We start from the raw sequence: 17866 nt of genomic DNA, 5'->3' as shown, positions 1-17866 counted from the left end.
GAGAATTTATTCTTCCAATTTCGGTTGTGGTGCATCATCCGGTATTTTAACGTGAACCTGAATAATACGTCGGCTATCAGCCATGGCAACTTTGAATAAATAACCTTCAATTTCAATGGTTTCTCCGCGCGCAGGCAGATGACCAAAGGCTTGCATGACTAAACCACCGATAGTGTCCACTTCATCATCATTAAAATGGGTATTGAACACTTCGTTAAAATCTTCGATTTGAGTCAATGCCCTGATGGTGTAGGTATGACGACTGAGCTGACGAACGTCGCGATCTTCTTCGTCATCGTACTCATCTTCAATTTCGCCAACGATCAGTTCCAGAATATCTTCAATGGTAACCAGCCCTGAAACACCGCCAAACTCATCAATGACTATCGCCATATGATAACGTTGGGAGCGGAATTCCTTTAGCATCCGGTCGACACGCTTGCTCTCCGGCACGACAACTGCCGTCCGTAACACTTTGTCGATGCTGAACGGTTCGGAATCTGTGCGCATAAACGGCAGCAAATCCTTGGCCATCAGGATGCCTTCAATGTGATCTTTATCTTCACTGATCACCGGGAAGCGGGAGTGGGCGGATTCAATAATCACATCCAAGCACTCATCCAGCGTTTGGTTACGCTTGAGTGTGACCATTTGAGAACGAGGGATCATAATATCCCGCACGCGCTGCTCGGCGATGTCCATGACGCCTTCCAGCATGTCACGGGTATCGGGATCGATCAGATCGTTCTGCTCTGAGTCACGGATAAGCTCGACCAGATCGCCACGGTTTTTAGGTTCGCCGTGGAACAATTGGTTAAGGATAAGAGTAAAGAACCCTTTCTTGGGACTGGGGCTATCATTGTTTTGTGAATGGTCGTCGCTCATGGCGTTTTAGTTAAGTTTACTCATGTTAAGTATTGTCATTATCAGCAGCGTAAATAGCACGCTGCCAACGCATTATTCGGGGTCTTTTTCTGAAAGATACGGATCGGGATAACCCAGACTCTGCATGATTTCAGTTTCAATTGACTCCATTTCTTCGGCTTCGTCATCGACGATGTGGTCATACCCTAGCAGATGAAGACTGCCGTGAACAACCATATGCGCCCAATGGGCCAATACGGCTTTATTCTGTTCAACGGCTTCCTGTTCAACCACTTGACGGCAAATGATCAAATCGCCCAACAGCGGCAATTCTATTTCAGGTGGTGCTTCGAAGGGAAAGGATAGTACGTTGGTTGACTTATCTTTACCACGATAGGTCAAATTCAGTTCATGACTTTCCGCATCATCAACCACTCGAATAGTGACCTCTGATTCTTCCTGAAACTGAGGCAAGACGGCTTCCAGCCAGCGCTGGAAGTCGGCTTCAGTTGGCAAACCCTGACTGTTTTCACAGGCAATCTGTAAATCTAATATAACCTGGCTCACTGAGCCTCCTGCTCTGACGGGGTGTGGTTTTCACGCTTGCGTTGCTCTGCGCTGGCGTCTTTACGTTTTTGTTCTGCGGCTTCCCAGGCTTCATAGGCGATAACTACCCGAGCTACCACAGGATGCCGCACTACGTCTTCACTGTGGAAGAAGTTGAAGCTGAGTTCTTCTACGTCCGACAGTACCTCTATGGCATGACGCAAACCAGATTTCTGATGGCGAGGTAAATCGATTTGGGTGATATCGCCGGTGATGACCGCTTTGGAGTTAAAACCAATTCGGGTCAGAAACATCTTCATCTGTTCGATAGTGGTGTTCTGACTTTCATCCAGAATGATAAACGCATCATTGAGCGTGCGGCCGCGCATATAGGCCAGCGGTGCAACTTCAATCACATTGCGTTCAATCAGTTTTTCTACGCGCTCGAAACCCAGCATTTCAAACAGGGCATCGTACAGCGGTCGCAGATAGGGATCGACTTTCTGGCTGAGATCGCCGGGCAGGAAGCCCAGTTTTTCTCCGGCCTCAACTGCCGGACGAGTCAGCAGAATGCGGCGCACGTTCTGTCGCTCCAACGCATCTACCGCAGCGGCAACCGCCAGATAGGTTTTACCCGTACCGGCAGGGCCGATACCAAAAGTAATATCGTGGTCGAGAATATTGGCAATGTACTGCGCCTGATTTGGCGTACGAGGCTTCACCATACCGCGCTTGGTACGGATATTTACCGCTTTACCGTAATCAGGGACGCTTTCTGCCGTTTGTTCCAGCACCCGGCTTTCTTTCACTGCCAGATGGATTTGTTCCGGATCGATATCAGGAATGACGCCGCGAATCGGAGCGGTGTCTACGTAGAGGTGGCGCAGGATTTCTGCTGCCGCATTGACGCAGATGTTCTTACCGACCAGCTTAAAACGGTTATCACGGCGATTGATTTCAATGCCCAACCGGCGTTCAAGCTGTTTGATGTTGTCATCAAAAGGGCCGCACAGGCTCAGCAAACGCTGATTGTCGGTGGGCTCAAGCAGGATTTCTTGTGTCGTTACGTGCAAACTGTTTCTCTGGGTCACTGAGTTCCTCTAGGTCACATCGGGCCGGTTGATATTGATTCACATAAGGCGAGTATTTCTTTTACGTTATGCCTGATATCAATAATACATGTCATTCGGGAATTATTCATGGTGAGCGCAGTGGACGCAAGTCCACTGCTTGTCTATCTGTGCGATGGTGCGCAGAAATCGCGTGTCCCACGGGCTGATGACCTTCAATGATTCATTTTGTGAATTTTTGAAAGAAAATCATCAAAATTCATCGGTTCAGGCTAGGGGTGGTATTGCACCACGCCAAGGTCATTTTCCTTGCGGGTCCGGGCAATCACCGACTGCGGCGATTCTACGCTGCGTAAATCCATTTGCTCTTCGGTTCGTACCACTACACCGCGCAGAGAGTTGGTGTAGACATCAACAATGTCGACATCGACGAATTTACCGATCATCTCTGGCGAGCCTTCGAAATTCACGATGCGGTTATTCTCAGTGCGGCCCGCCAGTTCCATTACGTCTTTGCGTGAGGTGCCTTCCACCAATACTCGCTGGACGGTGCCAACCATTGCTCGGCTGAAATTCATCGCCTGTTGGGTAATACGATCTTGCAAAATATGCAGCCGCTGCTTTTTCTCTTCTTCGGAAACATCATCCGGCAAATCTGCTGCCGGCGTTCCGGGACGTGACGAGTAGATAAAGCTGTAGCTCATATCAAAATTCACTTCCGCAACCAGCTTCATGGTTTGCTCGAAATCGGCCTGAGTTTCACCGGGAAAACCCACGATAAAGTCGGAGCTGATGTGAATATCCGGGCGAGCCTTGCGTAATTTCCGAATGATGGATTTGTATTCCAACGCGGTGTGGGCGCGTTTCATCATGGTTAGAATGCGATCCGAACCGCTTTGTACCGGCAAATGCAGGAAGCTAACCAATTCAGGCGTATCTTCATACACCGCGATAATATCATCGGTAAATTCGATAGGATGGCTGGTGGTGAAACGAATGCGGTCTATGCCATCAATCGCAGCTACCAGACGTAACAGTTCGGCAAAACTACAGATATCGCCGTCATAGGTAGCCCCGCGGTAGGCATTTACGTTCTGACCGAGCAGATTGACTTCCCGCACGCCCTGAGCCGCTAACTGAGCGATTTCAAACAGCACGTCATCACTTGGCCGGCTGACCTCTTCCCCACGGGTATAAGGCACTACGCAGAAAGTGCAGTACTTATTGCAGCCTTCCATGATGGACACAAAGGCGGTAGGACCTTCGGCGCGAGGTTCCGGTAGACGGTCGAATTTTTCTATTTCTGGGAAACTGATATCAACAATCGGGCTACGGGTTCCCTGAACGTGGTTCAGCATTTCCGGCAGGCGATGCAAAGTTTGCGGCCCGAAAATAACGTCTACACAAGGCGCACGTTGGCGAATATGCTCACCTTCTTGAGAGGCCACGCAGCCACCCACGCCAATGATTAACTGGGGATTTGTTTCTTTCAACTGCTTCCAACGCCCCAGCAGCGCGAAGACTTTCTCCTGCGCTTTTTCGCGAATGGAGCAGGTATTTAGCAACAGTAAATCAGCTTCTTCAGGCACATCGGTTAACTCATAACCGTGCGTGCTAGCTAGCAGGTCTGCCATTTTAGACGAATCATATTCGTTCATTTGGCAGCCCCAAGTTTTGATATGGAGTTTTTTTGTCATTGGGTTTTATTTTGCTCCGAGCGGTGTGAATAGCACAAAGACTTAGTTCTTGCAGGGTATTGTAGTCATTTGGCCGGAGTGAAACCAGTGCGGGAAGTCTGAGTTAACCTGCTGTGTAAGGAAAAATCCGGTACACTGACGTCAGACAAAATGCCCAAACTGATGGGCGGAACCTCAATTTTTGAAGCGTAGCCGAAATGAAAAAATCTCAACAAAGTTACGATGTTGTCGTGGTAGGGGGCGGGATGGTCGGTGCAGCAGCGGCCTTAGGGCTGGCGCAAAGCGGCTGGTCAGTGGCGCTACTGGAGCATGAAGCACCGCCGGCCTTTGATAGTCAAAGCGTGCCGGATCTGCGGATTTCCGCTATTGGCTGTACCTCGGTCGGCTTGCTGAAGCAGTTGGACGTCTGGCAAAGAGTGCAGGAAATGCGTTATGCCCCTTATCGTCGCCTGGAAACCTGGGAAATGCCCGGCTCTAAGGTTGTGTTCGATGCGGTATCGTTGTCACTGCCAGAACTGGGTTTTATGGTAGAAAATCGGGTTTTACAGTTGGCGCTGTGGCAACAGATCGATGAGTGCGCAAATTTAACGCTACTGTGCCCGTCACGCTTACAAAGCATGGTAAGAGTGGAGCAGCATTGGCAGCTCACGTTAGACACGCAAGAGCAGCTACAGGCGCGTTTGGTGGTGGGTGCCGATGGGGCTAACTCTCTGGTTCGCCGTTTAGCCGGTATTGGCACCAGCGGCTGGCAATATCGTCAGTCTTGTATGCTGATTACCGTAGATACCGGCGCGCCGCCGCAAGATGTAACTTGGCAGCAATTTTTCCCTTCCGGACCGCGAGCGTTTTTGCCGTTGTTTGATAACTGGGCCTCGCTGGTGTGGTACGACAGCCCGCAGCGCATCCGCCAGTTGCAAAGTATGCCCTTGGCACAGTTGAATCAGGAAATTGCTGCCGCATTTCCTGAACGTCTGGGGAGAGTGAATGCGATTGCCACCGGTTCCTTCCCGTTAACCCGTCGTCATGCGCAACGCTATGTGCAATCGGGATTAGTGCTGTTGGGGGATGCGGCTCATACCATCAATCCGCTGGCCGGACAGGGGGTTAATCTGGGCTATCGCGACGTGGATGCATTGCTGGATGTGATGAATGAGGCGCGAGAGTTGGCCGAGCCTTGGGATAGCGAAACCGTATTGCTGCGCTATCAACGCAAACGGCGTACCGACAATCTGATGATGCAAAGCGGAATGGATTTATTCTACACCGCGTTTAGCAATGATTTACCGCCGGTGAGAATGGTGCGCAATCTGGCATTGATTGCCGCCCAGCGAGCGGGGAGATTAAAAGAACATGCGTTGAAATACGCACTGGGATTATAAAAAATATCTTTCCTGGCGGCTTATCAACAACCGATGGGCCGCTGAATTCTCTCATGTTTCCCGCTAGTTTCTCTGATTTGTTCGTTCTGCGAACCATCCGGTTTGGTTGATTTCTCAAAAACAAAAAAGCAAAAAGCCCGCCGAAGCGAGCTTTTCTAAATATGGCTGGGGTACCAGGATTCGAACCTGGGATGCTGGAATCAGAATCCAGTGCCTTACCGCTTGGCGATACCCCAAAAGATGGTGGCTACGACGGGAATCGAACCTGTGACCCCAGCATTATGAGTGCTGTGCTCTAACCAGCTGAGCTACGTAGCCATCTTTAAATCTTTTAAAGCAAAAAATTGTATGGCTGGGATACCAGGATTCGAACCTGGGAATGCCAGGATCAAAACCTGGTGCCTTACCGCTTGGCGATATCCCAACTGATATACAATTCTTTTTAATTACAACTTAAGTTTGACAGTATTCCACCTCAAAGAAATGGCTGGGATACCAGGATTCGAACCTGGGAATGCCAGGATCAAAACCTGGTGCCTTACCGCTTGGCGATATCCCATCTACTGTGACAACCGATGAAAATGGTGCGGGAGGCGAGACTTGAACTCGCACACCTTGCGGCGCTAGAACCTAAATCTAGTGCGTCTACCAATTTCGCCACTCCCGCATACATGAAAAAAGATGGTGGCTACGACGGGAATCGAACCTGTGACCCCAGCATTATGAGTGCTGTGCTCTAACCAGCTGAGCTACGTAGCCATCTTTTTTCTGCACAACCTTCATCGGCGTTGCGGGGCGCATTATGCGTATATGGCCGATTTGCGTCAACTAGTTTTTTCCCGAAAAAGCGCTGAAAGGGTTCGTTTGTTTGGCTTGTGAACAGTCTGGCGATAAAATAGGCAATTATAGGGATTCATTGTTGAATTTAACGACAAAATAAAAGGTTAAAAGCGGCAGGTCTATTGACTTGCGGAGGAATTAAGTAGGGGGATTGACGGTGAAAGAAACAGGACGACCCAAAGGCCGCCCTGTTTAACGCTATTTACAAGGTTCGCGGTGCTTAATTAGGCAATAGAAACCGCAAATTATGACTTATATGCATCCTGATGCACGCCTACGGCACGGCCGGATGGGTCATCCATATTTTTAAAGGATTCATCCCACTCAATGGCTTTTGCCGACGAACAGGCTACGGATGGCCCGCCTGGCACGCATTCTGCTGCGCTTGGTAACGGGAATAACTCTTCAAAGATTACGCGATACAAATAAGCTTCTTTCGAATTTGGCGTGTTGTAAGGGAAACGGAAATGAGCGGTTTCCAGTTGTTGATCGGTAACTTGCTCCGCTGCCATTGCTTTTAACGAGTCGATCCAGCTATAGCCGACGCCGTCGGAGAATTGCTCTTTTTGGCGCCAGGCCACGCTGTGAGGCAGATCCGCAGAGAAACATTCGCGCAAAATATGTTTTTCCATTTTTCCATTTCCGCACATTTTATCCTGCGGATTAATGCGCATCGCCACGTCGAGGAAATTTTTATCCAAGAAGGGTACGCGCGCTTCTACGCCCCAGGCGGACATCGCTTTGTTGGCGCGAGCGCAGTCATACATATGTAGAGCCAGCAGTTTACGTACGGTTTCTTCGTGCAGCTCTTTGGCATTTGGCGCTTTATGGAAATAGAGATAGCCGCCGAAGACCTCATCGGAACCCTCGCCGGATAAGACCATCTTAATGCCCATTGCTTTGATTTTACGTGACATCAAATACATTGGCGTTGAGGCGCGAATGGTGGTCACGTCATAGGTTTCAATGTGATAAATCACGTCGCGAATAGCATCCAGCCCTTCCTGCACGGTGAAATGAATTTCGTGATGCACGGTGCCTAAATGGTTCGCTACTTCCTGCGCGGCTTTCAGATCCGGCGATCCCACCAGACCGACGGCGAAGGAATGCAGCTGTGGCCACCAGGCTTCGCTACGCTCATCGTCTTCTACCCGACGGGCGGCAAATTTCTTGGTAATAGCCGAAATTACGGAGGAATCTAACCCACCAGACAGCAGAACGCCGTAAGGCACATCCGACATCAGGTGAGTTTTCACTGCTTCTTCCAGCGCATTGGCCAACTGATTTTTATCCGTAACGTTGTCTTTTACATTTTCGTAATCGAACCAGTCGCGGTGGTAGTACTCGCGAATTTCGCCGTCCTGACTCCATAAATAGCTGCCGGCTGGGAATTCTTTAATTGTGCGGCATACCGGAACCAGTGCTTTCATTTCAGATGCGACGAACATATTGCCGTGCTCATCATGGCCCATATACAGCGGAATAATCCCCATATGATCGCGGCCAATCAGGTACGCATTTTTCTCTGCGTCATACAGGATAAAGGCAAACATTCCTTGCAGATCGTCAAGGAAATCAGGGCCTTTTTCCTGATACAGAGCCAGAATGACTTCGCAGTCGGAACCGGTCTGAAACTCAAAGCGATCGCCATACTGCTGACGCAGAGCCTGATGGTTATAAATCTCGCCGTTAACCGCCAGCACATGAGTACGCGCGGTGTTATACAGCGGCTGAGCTCCGGCGTTAACGTCAACAATAGATAAACGCTCATGGGCTAAAATAGCGTTATCACCGGCATAAATCCCGGACCAATCTGGCCCGCGGTGGCGCATCAATCGCGACATTTCCAATGCAGTTTTGCGTAATTCGATTGGATCGGTTTTTAGATCGAGCACCCCGAAAATAGAACACATAATTATCTCCCTAACTTCTTTAGCTTGTGGCGGTGATGATGTTGTTTGTCATTACGCTTGGGTGGAACAACCCTATCCCCTTAATTTTTCACGCTGTAATATGAAATTTTTCAGGTATGTAACGACGAGTAATAAGAAAAATATGCAAAAAACACGCCAATATAGATAGTTGTTGTTTTGTGAATTTTGGCGGCGTGGAAAATATGCATTACAAGAAAATGCGCCAAAATGGGGAGTTAATGCAAGAACTTTGGTGCAACGCACCAAAAAAGGGAATCCTCGGCATCTTTCACACCGCAGCGGCGTTGACGTCTTCCTTCCCCAGTCACTTAGCAGACTAAGCTACCAGGGATACATTCCATTCCCGCCTTGCTGCAACGCGAAATCTATTGGGTATTGGATGAATTTGAATTGTTGATAAAGCTAATGATTAAGGAGGGCGCGCCGATGCGGTCATAGTGGCGTTGACTTCCAGAGTTTCCCCTCGTTGCGGTAGGCCCAGGTATCTCGATCGCTTGCATTGTTCACTTCACCGTGGCATTGGCAGCTTTATTCTGGACTAAGCATTCAGGAATTTAGAGTGATAGGCGATTAACGGGGCTGGTTTTGAGGAAGAATGTGGCAATGAGTGGTATTTCAATAACGTATAACAGAAGTGGCGGCTACTTTGCCGCCATCATATGTAGGAATGCTTAGATGATATCGATATCTGCTACTGATGGGTAAACGTAGCTTGGACGGAAAGGCATAGCCTCAATGTCGTCCAGCGTTGAAACACCGGACAAAACCAGAATCGTGTCTAAGCCAGCTTGGAAGCCAGCCAGAATATCGGTACGCAGATTATCACCAATAATCACGGTATTTTCCGAATGACCCTGCATCTTATTCAGCGCAGCCCGAATAATCCACGGGCTAGGCTTGCCGACGTAAAACGGCTTACGGCCAGATATTTTCTCAATCGGCGCGCAAAGAGCGCCGCAGGCTGGTGCAAAGCCACGTGCGTGGGTATCCGGATTGGTCGCGATAAAACGTGCGCCGTTGGCCACGAAGAACGCCGCCTTATGCATCATTTCCCAGTTGTAGGAGCGGGTTTCGCCCACAATCACAAAGTCAGGATTAATATCTGTGATGGTAAAGCCTGCTTTGTAAAGCTCGTGAATTAATGCGCCTTCGCCCACCACATAGGCTTTTTTACCTTCCTGACGTCGCAGGAAATCTGCAGTAGCCATTGCTGAGGTATAAAACGCGCTTTCTGGCACTTCCAATCCTGCAGCCGCAAAGCGGTTAGCCAGATCCTGAGCGGTTTGCGAAGGGTAGTTAGTGAGGATCACCAGTGGCATTCCCTCATGCTGAATTCGAGCCAGAAAAGCGTCAGCACCGGGAACGGCGGTGTTGTCATGCAACAACACGCCGTCGATATCACAGATAACGTTTTTAATTGTCATTGTTTTCATTACTCATTAGCACGGCAAGGCGCCACTATAGCATGCAGGCTAAAGGAATGAGCAGGCAGATAAACGGAAACTTAATGCCGTTTAGCGGCCGAAAAATTGAGGAATCAGTTTTCGAGTAAACGCTGTAATAGAACGCCGTTCAGCATGGCGCGTTTGGCCAAGGCGAAAGCGCCGATAGCAGATCCATGGTCTAACTGGGAAGTGACCACCGGCAGATTTTTGCGGAAGTCTTTTAGCACCTGATTATTGATGCAGCTTTGAATCGCCGGTAGCAGCACTTTCTCGGCTTCGATTATCTCACCGGCAATCACCACTTTCTGCGGATTAAACAGGTTAATCACAATAGCAATGGCTTTGCCGAGGTAACGACCTACGTGCTCCAGTACCTCACAGGCCAGCAGATCACCTCGATTAGCCGCCTTACAAATAGTGCTGATATTGCAGTCTTCCAGCGTAAGTTTGCTCGCATAACCTTGAGTCAATAAGTGACGCACCCGGTTTTCGATTGCAGCGTTGGACGCCACGGTTTCCAGACAGCCAAAATTACCGCAGTAGCAGCGTTCACCTAAAGGATCGATTTGAATATGGCCGATTTCACCGACGTTACCGTTGCTGCCGAGAAAAATCTGGCTATTAACAATAATACCGGCACCGGTTCCGCGATGCAGACGCACCAATATGGAGTCTTCGCAGTCCTTGGTTGCGCCGAAATAGTGCTCCGCCAAGGCCAGACTGCGGATATCGTGACCGACAAAACTGGTCACTTTGAAACGTTCTTGTAAATTATCCACCAGCGGCCAGTTATCAACGCTGATATGCGGCATATAGCGCACTACGCCTTTATCAGGATCGACTAGACCCGGCAGAATGACCGCAATAGCAATCAGTTCACGCAGTTTGCGCTGAAATAGCTCAATAAACTGGCTGATGATATTAAACAACGCGTGTTCCAGCGTTTCTTGGGTGCGCTCCGGCAGTGGGTAATGTTCTTCGCCGAGAGATTTCCCGCTCATATCATACAAGGTGATCGTTGCGTCATGGCGCCCTAAGCGGACGGCAATAGTATGGAACTGGCGGTTTTCCGTTACGATAGAAATCGCGCGGCGACCGCCGGTGGAGGCTTGCTGATCGACTTCTTTGATCAGCCCGCGCTCCAACAGCTGGCGAGTAATTTTAGTGACGCTGGCAGGGGCGAGCTGGCTGAGATCGGCTATTTGAATGCGTGATATCGGGCCTTGTTGATCAATGAGCCGATAAACCACGGCGCCATTGAGTTGCTTCACAAGATCCACGTTGCCAATTTGTGCTTGTCCGCCGGTGCTCATCAATAAGTTTACTCGCTTTGTGTCAAACTTCGTTGCCGTTAACGATAGTTTTGGTGATTTTATAATCGCGGGTAAAGGCAGTCAGGTTGGCTACTTTGCCGATTTCAATACTCCCTAACTGCTTGTCCACGCCAATCGCGCGGGCCGCATACAGTGTTGCCATGCGCAGTGCTTCATCCAGTGAAATGCCTACATGTTCGACGCTGTTCTGCACAGCCTCAATCATCGTTAGCGCGGAGCCACTCAGAGTTCCGTTTTCATCCACGCATAGTCCATCGCGATAGTATATTGTTTTGCCCGCAAAAATGAACTCTTCAATGTCAGCACCGGCTGGCGCTGTGGCGTCGGTCACTAGCACCAACTTCTCGCCTTTCAGGCGTTTAGCGTTGCGAATACTGGCCCAGGCGACGTGATGACCATCGGCGATCACGCCGGTATAGACTTCTGGCGTATCGAAAATCGCACCCATCAGACCCGGTTCGCGCCCAGTGATATATGGCATGGCGTTATATAAATGGGTCGCAAAACTGATACCCGCGCCAAAGCCGACTCGCGCCTGCTGATAAGTGGCATTCGAGTGGCCAGCAGAAACTATAATGCCAGCATCTGCCAACTGACGGATATATTTGGCTTCCACCATTTCTGGCGCCAGCGTGACCTTAGTAATAACGTCCGCATTGGCACACAGGTAATCGACCATTGCCGCATCAGGTTTACGAATAAACGCAGGGTTATGCGTTCCTTTTTTTAACGGACTTAAATAAGGTCCTTCCAGATGTAGGCCGAGAGCCTGATTCTGATGTTTTTCCAGATAGGCACGCATCACATTGACACCGTGCTTCATATAATCGTCGCTACAGGTAATCAGCGTTGGCAGATAGCTGGTACAGCCGGACTTCTCATTGGCACGCTGCATGATTTCCAGCGTCTCTTCGGAGATAGCCTCAAGAGAATCGTTAAATTGCACGCCACCGCAACCATTCAATTGAACATCGATAAAACCGGGGGCTAGGATGGCGCCACCCAGATCGCGCTGTTCGATATCGGCAGGCAGTTCAGCCAGCGGACAAATGCGTTCAATCAAACCATCAGCCACGACTACAGCGTGATTATCCAGTATTTCATGGCCGGTATAAATGCGACCGTGAGTTAAAGCATACATCGGAGCCCCCTGAGACTATTAAAGATCTTTAACGTTTTCTGCTTCTAATTCAGTGAAGTATTTTACGGTTTTTACTTTCAATTCCATAGTAGAAGCTTCGTCGCACACCATCACGGCTTTGGCATGCAGTTGCAGGCAGCTAATGGTCCACATATGGTTGATATTGCCTTCTACCGCCGCTTGCAGCGCCAGCGCTTTAGCATGACCTGTCACTAGAATCATCACTTCTTCCGCGTCCAGCAAAGTACCCACGCCCACGGTCAGTGCGTATTTAGGCACGAGGCTTGCATCGCCACCGAAGAAGCGGGAATTCGCGATGCGAGTTTCCTGCGTCAGGGTTTTGATTCGCGTGCGTGAAGCCAGTGAAGAAGCTGGTTCGTTAAACGCGATATGGCCGTCGTTACCTACACCACCCATGAACAGGTTAATTTTACCGTAGGACTTAATTTTCTCTTCGTAACGACGACACTCTTCATCCACATCAGGGGCGTTGCCGTTAAGCAAGTTGATGTTTTCCTGTGGAATATCCACATGGTTAAAGAAATTCTGATACATGAAGGTGTGATAGCTTTCCGGATGATCGGTTGGCAAGCCTACGTATTCATCCATGTTGAAAGTCACGACATGCTTGAAACTAACTTCACCAGCTTTATGCATTGCAATCAAATGCTTGTACGCTTCCAGCGGGGTGCCGCCGGTAGGCAGACCCAGCACAAAAGGACGCTCCGCGGTCGGTTTGAACGCATTGATGCGGCTAACGATATGTCGCGCTGCCCATTTGCCGACTTCTGCGGGAGTTTTCAGTGGGATAAGTCTCATCATGCACCTCATGGTTTAGTCAAAAATGTCTATACTGTACGCGGTTTGAATCGCTGATCTAAGGGTAACTCAGATTTTGATTCGCGCTTTGGTACAATGCTATGTTGATTTTTCGGATGATAAAATAAGTTTTGTGCCGTGGCTAGCAGATTGGTGTTTTTTGACTGGTTTTTGGTGACTGTTATCACAAAAAAGGAGGTTTTAATTTGCGATACGAAATAATTTTTTTACACTCCGCAATGAGTAATACGTGCCATGCGTTTTTTCTAAAAGGTAGTGAACAAAACAAATAAACTACTTAAAGGGTCCGATATCGGACGAATAGGGGGAAAGGTGAATATTCTTAGTTACTTGCAAAAAGTGGGGCGGGCTTTGATGGTCCCTGTGGCCACACTGCCTGCAGCCGCGATACTCATGGGTGTGGGTTACTGGATTGACCCAGTAGGCTGGGGTGGAGATAACGCATTAGCGGCGTTATTTATCAAATCCGGTTCTGCGATCATCGATAACATGTCCGTACTGTTCGCCATTGGTGTGGCTTACGGTATGTCTAAAGACAAAGACGGTGCTGCTGCGCTGACCGGTTTTGTCGGCTTCCTGGTTCTGACAACTCTGTGTTCCCCGGCCGCCGTGTCGATGATTCAAAAAATTCCAGTGGATCAGGTTCCGGCTGCGTTCGGCAAAATCAACAACCAGTTCGTGGGTATCCTCGTGGGTATCATCTCGGCTGAGTTGTACAACCGCTTCAGCCACGTAGAACTGCCAAAAGCGTTGTCCTTCTTCAGCGGTCGTCGTCTGGTGCCAATCCTGACCTCCTTCCTGATGATTGCCGTAGCCTTTGTTCTGATGTATCTCTGGCCGTTGATTTACAACGCGTTGGTGACTTTTGGTGAATACATCAAAGATATGGGTTCCGTTGGCGCTGGTATCTATGCCTTCTTCAACCGTTTACTGATTCCGGTCGGTTTGCATCACGCCCTGAACTCCGTGTTCTGGTTTGACGTTGCCGGTATTAACGATATTCCTAATTTCCTGGGTGGCCAACAGTCTATCGACGCGGGTAAAGCGGTTGTAGGTATCACAGGTCGTTATCAGGCGGGCTTCTTCCCTATCATGATGTTTGGTTTACCTGGCGCGGCGTTGGCGATTTATCACTGCGCACGTCCGGAAAACAAAGCCAAAGTGGCGGGTATCATGATGGCGGGTGCCTTTGCCGCCTTCTTTACCGGTATCACCGAACCTCTTGAATTCTCCTTCATGTTCGTTGCTCCAGTGCTGTACTTCATTCACGCCGTGCTGACCGGTATTTCCGTGTTCATCGCTGCCAGCATGCATTGGATTGCTGGCTTCGGTTTCAGCGCCGGTCTGGTGGATATGGTGCTGTCTTCACGTAACCCGTTGGCTACTCACTGGTATATGTTGATTCCACAGGGCTTGGTGTTCTTCGCCATCTACTATGTGGTATTCCGTTTCACTATCAACAAATTCAACCTGCTGACTCCGGGTCGTGAGCTGGCGACGGCCGGTGACGAAACCGACGGCTACGATGTTGACGTGGATAACGCTAATCCAAATAACGAGAGCGAAATCAACTCATTGGCTCGCCGTTATGTGGGTGCTATCGGTGGTTCAGATAACCTGACCAACATTGATGCTTGTATTACTCGTCTGCGTTTGAACGTGAAAGATTCTGCGTTGGTTAACGATAGTCTGGCTAAACGCTTGGGCGCGTCGGGTATTATTCGCCTGAATAAACAAAGCGTACAAATTATCGTTGGTACGCGTGCTGAACTGATCGCTGGCGCAATGCGTACCGTACTGGCCAGTGGCCCGATTCCTGCGGCTAGCGCTTTAGCTGCGGCAGAAATTAAGCCTCAGGCGGTGATCAATACGCCTAAAGCGCCATCTTTGGTGCTGGTGGCGCCGGTCACCGGTGAAGTGGTTGCGTTGGAGCAGGTCCCGGACGAAGCCTTTGCCAGCAAAGCGGTCGGTGATGGCGTAGCTATTCGCCCAACGGATAAAACCGTGGTTTCGCCTGCTAGCGGCACTATTGTTAAGATCTTTAATACTGACCATGCTTTCTGTCTGGAAACCGACACTGGCGCTGAAATCGTTGTCCATATGGGCATAGATACGGTGAAACTGAACGGTCAGGGCTTTGCTCGTCTGGTGGAAGAGGGGGCAGTGGTAGAAGCGGGTCAACCGATTCTGGAACTGGATCTGGCTTACCTGAACGCCAACGCACGCTCCATGATTAGTCCAGTAGTTGTTAGTAATATCGACGATTACGCCGGTATCACTCTGCTGGCTGGCGATACCGTGGTGGCAGGTCAGACTAAACTGTTTGAAATTCGCGGTAAATAAGGCGTTAACGCGCTAATTATCTGTTCCGAATAGCAAACATATCAACGGGAAGGGAGCGATCTCTTCCCGTTTTTTTATGCCAAAACACCAATCCCCCCTTTTTACTGTAACAAACGGTTGTTTCCGGGCCGGGCTTGTTGGATTATAGGCGGTTATGTGTTTGCGCTTTGCATTGAGGAATAAAGCAATGAGTGAGGCAGAAGCCCGCCCAAGTAATTTTATCCGTCAAATTATCGACGAAGATTTAGCCACCGGTAAGCATACATCGGTACATACTCGTTTCCCGCCTGAGCCAAATGGTTATTTGCACATTGGCCACGCGAAGTCTATTTGCTTGAATTTTGGTATTGCACAAGATTATCAGGGCCAGTGTAACCTGCGCTTTGATGACACCAATCCGGTAAAAGAAGACGTGGAATTTGTTGAGTCAATCAAGCAAGACGTTGAGTGGCTGGGCTTCGAATGGAGCGGTAAAATCCGCTATTCATCCGATTACTTCGATCAACTGCATCAGTATGCGATTGAGCTGATTAACAAAGGCTTGGCTTATGTTGATGAGTTGAGCGCAGAGCAGATGCGTGAATATCGTGGCACCCTGACAACTCCGGGTAAAAACAGCCCGTATCGCGATCGCAGCGTGGAAGAAAATCTGGCGCTGTTTGAAAAAATGCGTGCCGGTGAATTTGCCGAAGGCGCTGCCTGCCTGCGTGCCAAAATCGATATGGCTTCGCCATTTATCGTGATGCGCGATCCGGTGTTGTACCGCATTAAATTTGCGGAACATCATCAGTCTGGCAACAAGTGGTGCATCTACCCGATGTATGACTTTACCCACTGCATTTCCGATGCGTTGGAAGGGATTACCCATTCACTGTGTACTTTGGAGTTCCAGGATAACCGCCGTCTGTACGATTGGGTGCTGGATAACATTTCTATCGATTGTCATCCGCGTCAGTACGAGTTCTCTCGTCTGAATCTTGAGTACGCCATCATGTCTAAGCGCAAGCTGAACCTGTTGGTGACCGAGAAGCTGGTGGAAGGGTGGGATGATCCACGTATGCCGACTATCTCCGGCCTGCGTCGTCGTGGCTATACTGCGGCGTCTATCCGCGAGTTTTGCCGCCGTATCGGCGTAACCAAGCAGGATAACAACGTCGAAATGATGTCGCTGGAATCCTGTATCCGTGATGATTTGAATGAAAATGCACCGCGCGCTATGGCCGTGCTGGACCCCATCAAGATCATTATTGAGAACCGCGAAACGGGTGAAGAATGGCTGACAATGCCAAATCATCCGAATAAGCCGGAAATGGGAACTCGTCAGGTGCCGTTCGATAGCGAAATTTATATCGATCGCGCTGATTTCCGCGAAGAAGCTAATAAGCAGTACAAACGTTTGGTATTGGGCAAAGAAGTTCGCCTGCGTAATGCCTACGTGATTAAAGCCGAGCGTGTTGAAAAAGACGCCGAAGGTAATGTCACTACGGTTTACTGTAGCTATGACGCGGAAACTCTGAACAAAGATCCGGCCGATGGTCGTAAAGTGAAAGGCGTTATCCACTGGGTTTCAGTTGCCCATGCGTTGCCTGCGGAAATTCGTTTGTACGATCGCTTGTTTAGCGTACCAAACCCAGCGGCGGCGGAAGACTTCTTGTCAACGGTAAACCCAGAATCTCTGGTTATCCGCCAGGGCTTTGTTGAGCCAAGCCTGATTGACGCTAAGCCGGAAAAAACCTACCAGTTCGAACGCGAAGGGTATTTCTGCGCTGATAGCCGTTACTCTAGCGCCGAGCATTTGGTCTTTAACCGTACCGTTGGCCTGCGTGATACTTGGGCTGCTAAAGCCACTGCCTGATTAGGCTAGTGATCAACCGTATTGAAAAGCGTAGCTTCGGCTGCGCTTTTTTTTTGTCCGTTTTCTCTGTTGCTCTAAATATTCGTTACTACCGTTCATCCGTTCAACTATTTGTCGCTCAATTAATATGGTCAGCTCGGCGGTTTAATTTATTAAACCTGAGCACAGCTTGATCCAAATGATGATGTCCCATTTTTTTGCTTCTATGGCTGTAAAGTTAACGGTCGAACTAATACTGAACTTTGCGTGGGATAACGACATCAAGAATATTCGCAATGCGAATTAATGGTGTTAAAAAATGTTCATGAGAACAGATTTTTAATAGTTTGATTCGTCGCTGAAACCTTTCAATCATCCCACGTTGACTTTTTATCGTTGTATTAATTGGGTTTTTAACCAGAAATTCAGCTTTTGTGAAGTCAGTAATATTTTTTCATAGTTATGTGCACATTGTCATATTTTGGCGAAATACCTGTTTTTTCAATTGATAATTCGCGTCGCGAAAAATAGTCTGTGTTTAGCAAATAATGCTAACGAGGATTATCCCTCACTATTTTTTACCCAGATGGGTTTATTTC

12 protein-coding genes and 6 tRNA genes are annotated in these 17866 nt (G+C 49.0%); 3 read left to right on the top strand and 15 right to left on the bottom strand.

Going from position 1 to position 17866, the window contains the following annotated elements:
- Nucleotides 1-6 precede the first annotated feature (6 nt).
- From corC to miaB, 4 genes are all read right to left on the bottom strand, one after another.
- Nucleotides 7-885, bottom strand: coding sequence for a CNNM family magnesium/cobalt transport protein CorC (gene corC, locus AD970_RS02700; RefSeq protein ID WP_049596774.1), 879 nt, complete (start codon nt 883-885; stop codon nt 7-9).
- 72 nt (nt 886-957) lie between these two features.
- A complete protein-coding gene (gene ybeY, locus AD970_RS02695; RefSeq protein ID WP_049596773.1) occupies nt 958-1431 on the bottom strand; it encodes an rRNA maturation RNase YbeY in 474 nt (157 codons plus the stop codon).
- Nucleotides 1428-2501, bottom strand: coding sequence for a PhoH family protein (locus AD970_RS02690; RefSeq protein WP_209429056.1), 1074 nt, complete (start codon nt 2499-2501; stop codon nt 1428-1430). Before AD970_RS02690 ends, ybeY begins: the two co-directional genes overlap by 4 nt.
- Nucleotides 2502-2752: 251 nt before the next feature.
- Nucleotides 2753-4177 carry a tRNA (N6-isopentenyl adenosine(37)-C2)-methylthiotransferase MiaB gene (miaB, locus tag AD970_RS02685; protein WP_049596772.1) on the bottom strand — a complete coding sequence of 475 codons (1425 nt, stop codon included), beginning with the start codon at nt 4175-4177 and terminating at the stop codon, nt 2753-2755.
- Between the two features lie 197 nt (nt 4178-4374).
- Between miaB and ubiF the strand changes: the two genes are divergently transcribed.
- Nucleotides 4375-5556, top strand: coding sequence for a 3-demethoxyubiquinol 3-hydroxylase (gene ubiF, locus AD970_RS02680; protein ID WP_049596771.1), 1182 nt, complete (start codon nt 4375-4377; stop codon nt 5554-5556).
- Between the two features lie 162 nt (nt 5557-5718).
- Here the strand turns inward: ubiF and AD970_RS02675 are convergent.
- The 11 genes from AD970_RS02675 to nagB form a co-directional block, all read right to left on the bottom strand.
- Nucleotides 5719-5792, bottom strand: a tRNA-Gln gene (locus AD970_RS02675).
- Nucleotides 5793-5797: 5 nt separating this feature from the next.
- Nucleotides 5798-5874: transfer RNA gene (locus AD970_RS02670), tRNA-Met, on the bottom strand.
- A gap of 31 nt (nt 5875-5905) precedes the next feature.
- Nucleotides 5906-5980, bottom strand: a tRNA-Gln gene (locus AD970_RS02665).
- Nucleotides 5981-6040: 60 nt separating this feature from the next.
- Nucleotides 6041-6115, bottom strand: a tRNA-Gln gene (locus AD970_RS02660).
- A 23-nt stretch (nt 6116-6138) separates the two neighbouring features.
- Nucleotides 6139-6223: transfer RNA gene (locus AD970_RS02655), tRNA-Leu, on the bottom strand.
- 15 nt (nt 6224-6238) lie between these two features.
- A tRNA-Met gene (locus AD970_RS02650) sits at nt 6239-6315 on the bottom strand.
- Between the two features lie 326 nt (nt 6316-6641).
- The gene (gene asnB / locus AD970_RS02645) at nt 6642-8309 is read right to left on the bottom strand and encodes an asparagine synthase B (RefSeq protein ID WP_049596770.1); all 1668 of its coding nucleotides are present in this window, start codon (nt 8307-8309) and stop codon (nt 6642-6644) included.
- A gap of 692 nt (nt 8310-9001) precedes the next feature.
- Entirely contained in the window at nt 9002-9754 is a 753-nt protein-coding gene (locus AD970_RS02640; RefSeq protein ID WP_049596769.1) for an HAD-IIA family hydrolase, read from the bottom strand.
- 113 nt (nt 9755-9867) lie between these two features.
- Nucleotides 9868-11088 carry a DNA-binding transcriptional regulator NagC gene (gene nagC / locus AD970_RS02635; protein ID WP_049596768.1) on the bottom strand — a complete coding sequence of 407 codons (1221 nt, stop codon included), beginning with the start codon at nt 11086-11088 and terminating at the stop codon, nt 9868-9870.
- Between the two features lie 22 nt (nt 11089-11110).
- Nucleotides 11111-12250, bottom strand: a complete 1140-nt coding sequence (gene nagA / locus AD970_RS02630; RefSeq protein WP_049596767.1) for an N-acetylglucosamine-6-phosphate deacetylase — start codon at nt 12248-12250, stop codon at nt 11111-11113.
- 18 nt (nt 12251-12268) lie between these two features.
- Complete coding sequence (nagB, locus tag AD970_RS02625; RefSeq protein WP_049596766.1) at nt 12269-13069, bottom strand: glucosamine-6-phosphate deaminase; 801 nt, start codon at nt 13067-13069, stop codon at nt 12269-12271.
- Between the two features lie 333 nt (nt 13070-13402).
- On the opposite strand from nagB, the gene nagE reads away from it, so the two are divergent.
- Complete coding sequence (nagE, locus tag AD970_RS02620) at nt 13403-15433, top strand: N-acetylglucosamine-specific PTS transporter subunit IIBC (protein ID WP_049596765.1); 2031 nt, start codon at nt 13403-13405, stop codon at nt 15431-15433.
- Between the two features lie 187 nt (nt 15434-15620).
- A complete protein-coding gene (gene glnS / locus AD970_RS02615; RefSeq protein WP_049596764.1) occupies nt 15621-17288 on the top strand; it encodes a glutamine--tRNA ligase in 1668 nt (555 codons plus the stop codon).
- Nucleotides 17289-17866 lie beyond the last annotated feature (578 nt).

Source organism: Yersinia nurmii, assembly GCF_001112925.1.
In the GTDB taxonomy this organism is placed as follows: domain Bacteria; phylum Pseudomonadota; class Gammaproteobacteria; order Enterobacterales; family Enterobacteriaceae; genus Yersinia; species Yersinia nurmii.
Note: the sequence above shows the minus strand (reverse complement) of the source record. Positions and strands in the feature narration are given on the sequence as shown.

Coding starts and splice junctions, on each gene's coding strand:
- corC (WP_049596774.1), bottom strand. CDS start 885: ATGAGCGACGACCATTCACAAAACAATGATAGCCCCAGTCCCAAGAAA.
- miaB (WP_049596772.1), bottom strand. CDS start 4,177: ATGACAAAAAAACTCCATATCAAAACTTGGGGCTGCCAAATGAACGAA.
- ubiF (WP_049596771.1), top strand. CDS start 4,375: ATGAAAAAATCTCAACAAAGTTACGATGTTGTCGTGGTAGGGGGCGGG.
- asnB (WP_049596770.1), bottom strand. CDS start 8,309: ATGTGTTCTATTTTCGGGGTGCTCGATCTAAAAACCGATCCAATCGAA.
- AD970_RS02640 (WP_049596769.1), bottom strand. CDS start 9,754: ATGACAATTAAAAACGTTATCTGTGATATCGACGGCGTGTTGTTGCAT.
- nagC (WP_049596768.1), bottom strand. CDS start 11,088: ATGAGCACCGGCGGACAAGCACAAATTGGCAACGTGGATCTTGTGAAG.
- nagA (WP_049596767.1), bottom strand. CDS start 12,250: ATGTATGCTTTAACTCACGGTCGCATTTATACCGGCCATGAAATACTG.
- nagB (WP_049596766.1), bottom strand. CDS start 13,069: ATGAGACTTATCCCACTGAAAACTCCCGCAGAAGTCGGCAAATGGGCA.
- glnS (WP_049596764.1), top strand. CDS start 15,621: ATGAGTGAGGCAGAAGCCCGCCCAAGTAATTTTATCCGTCAAATTATC.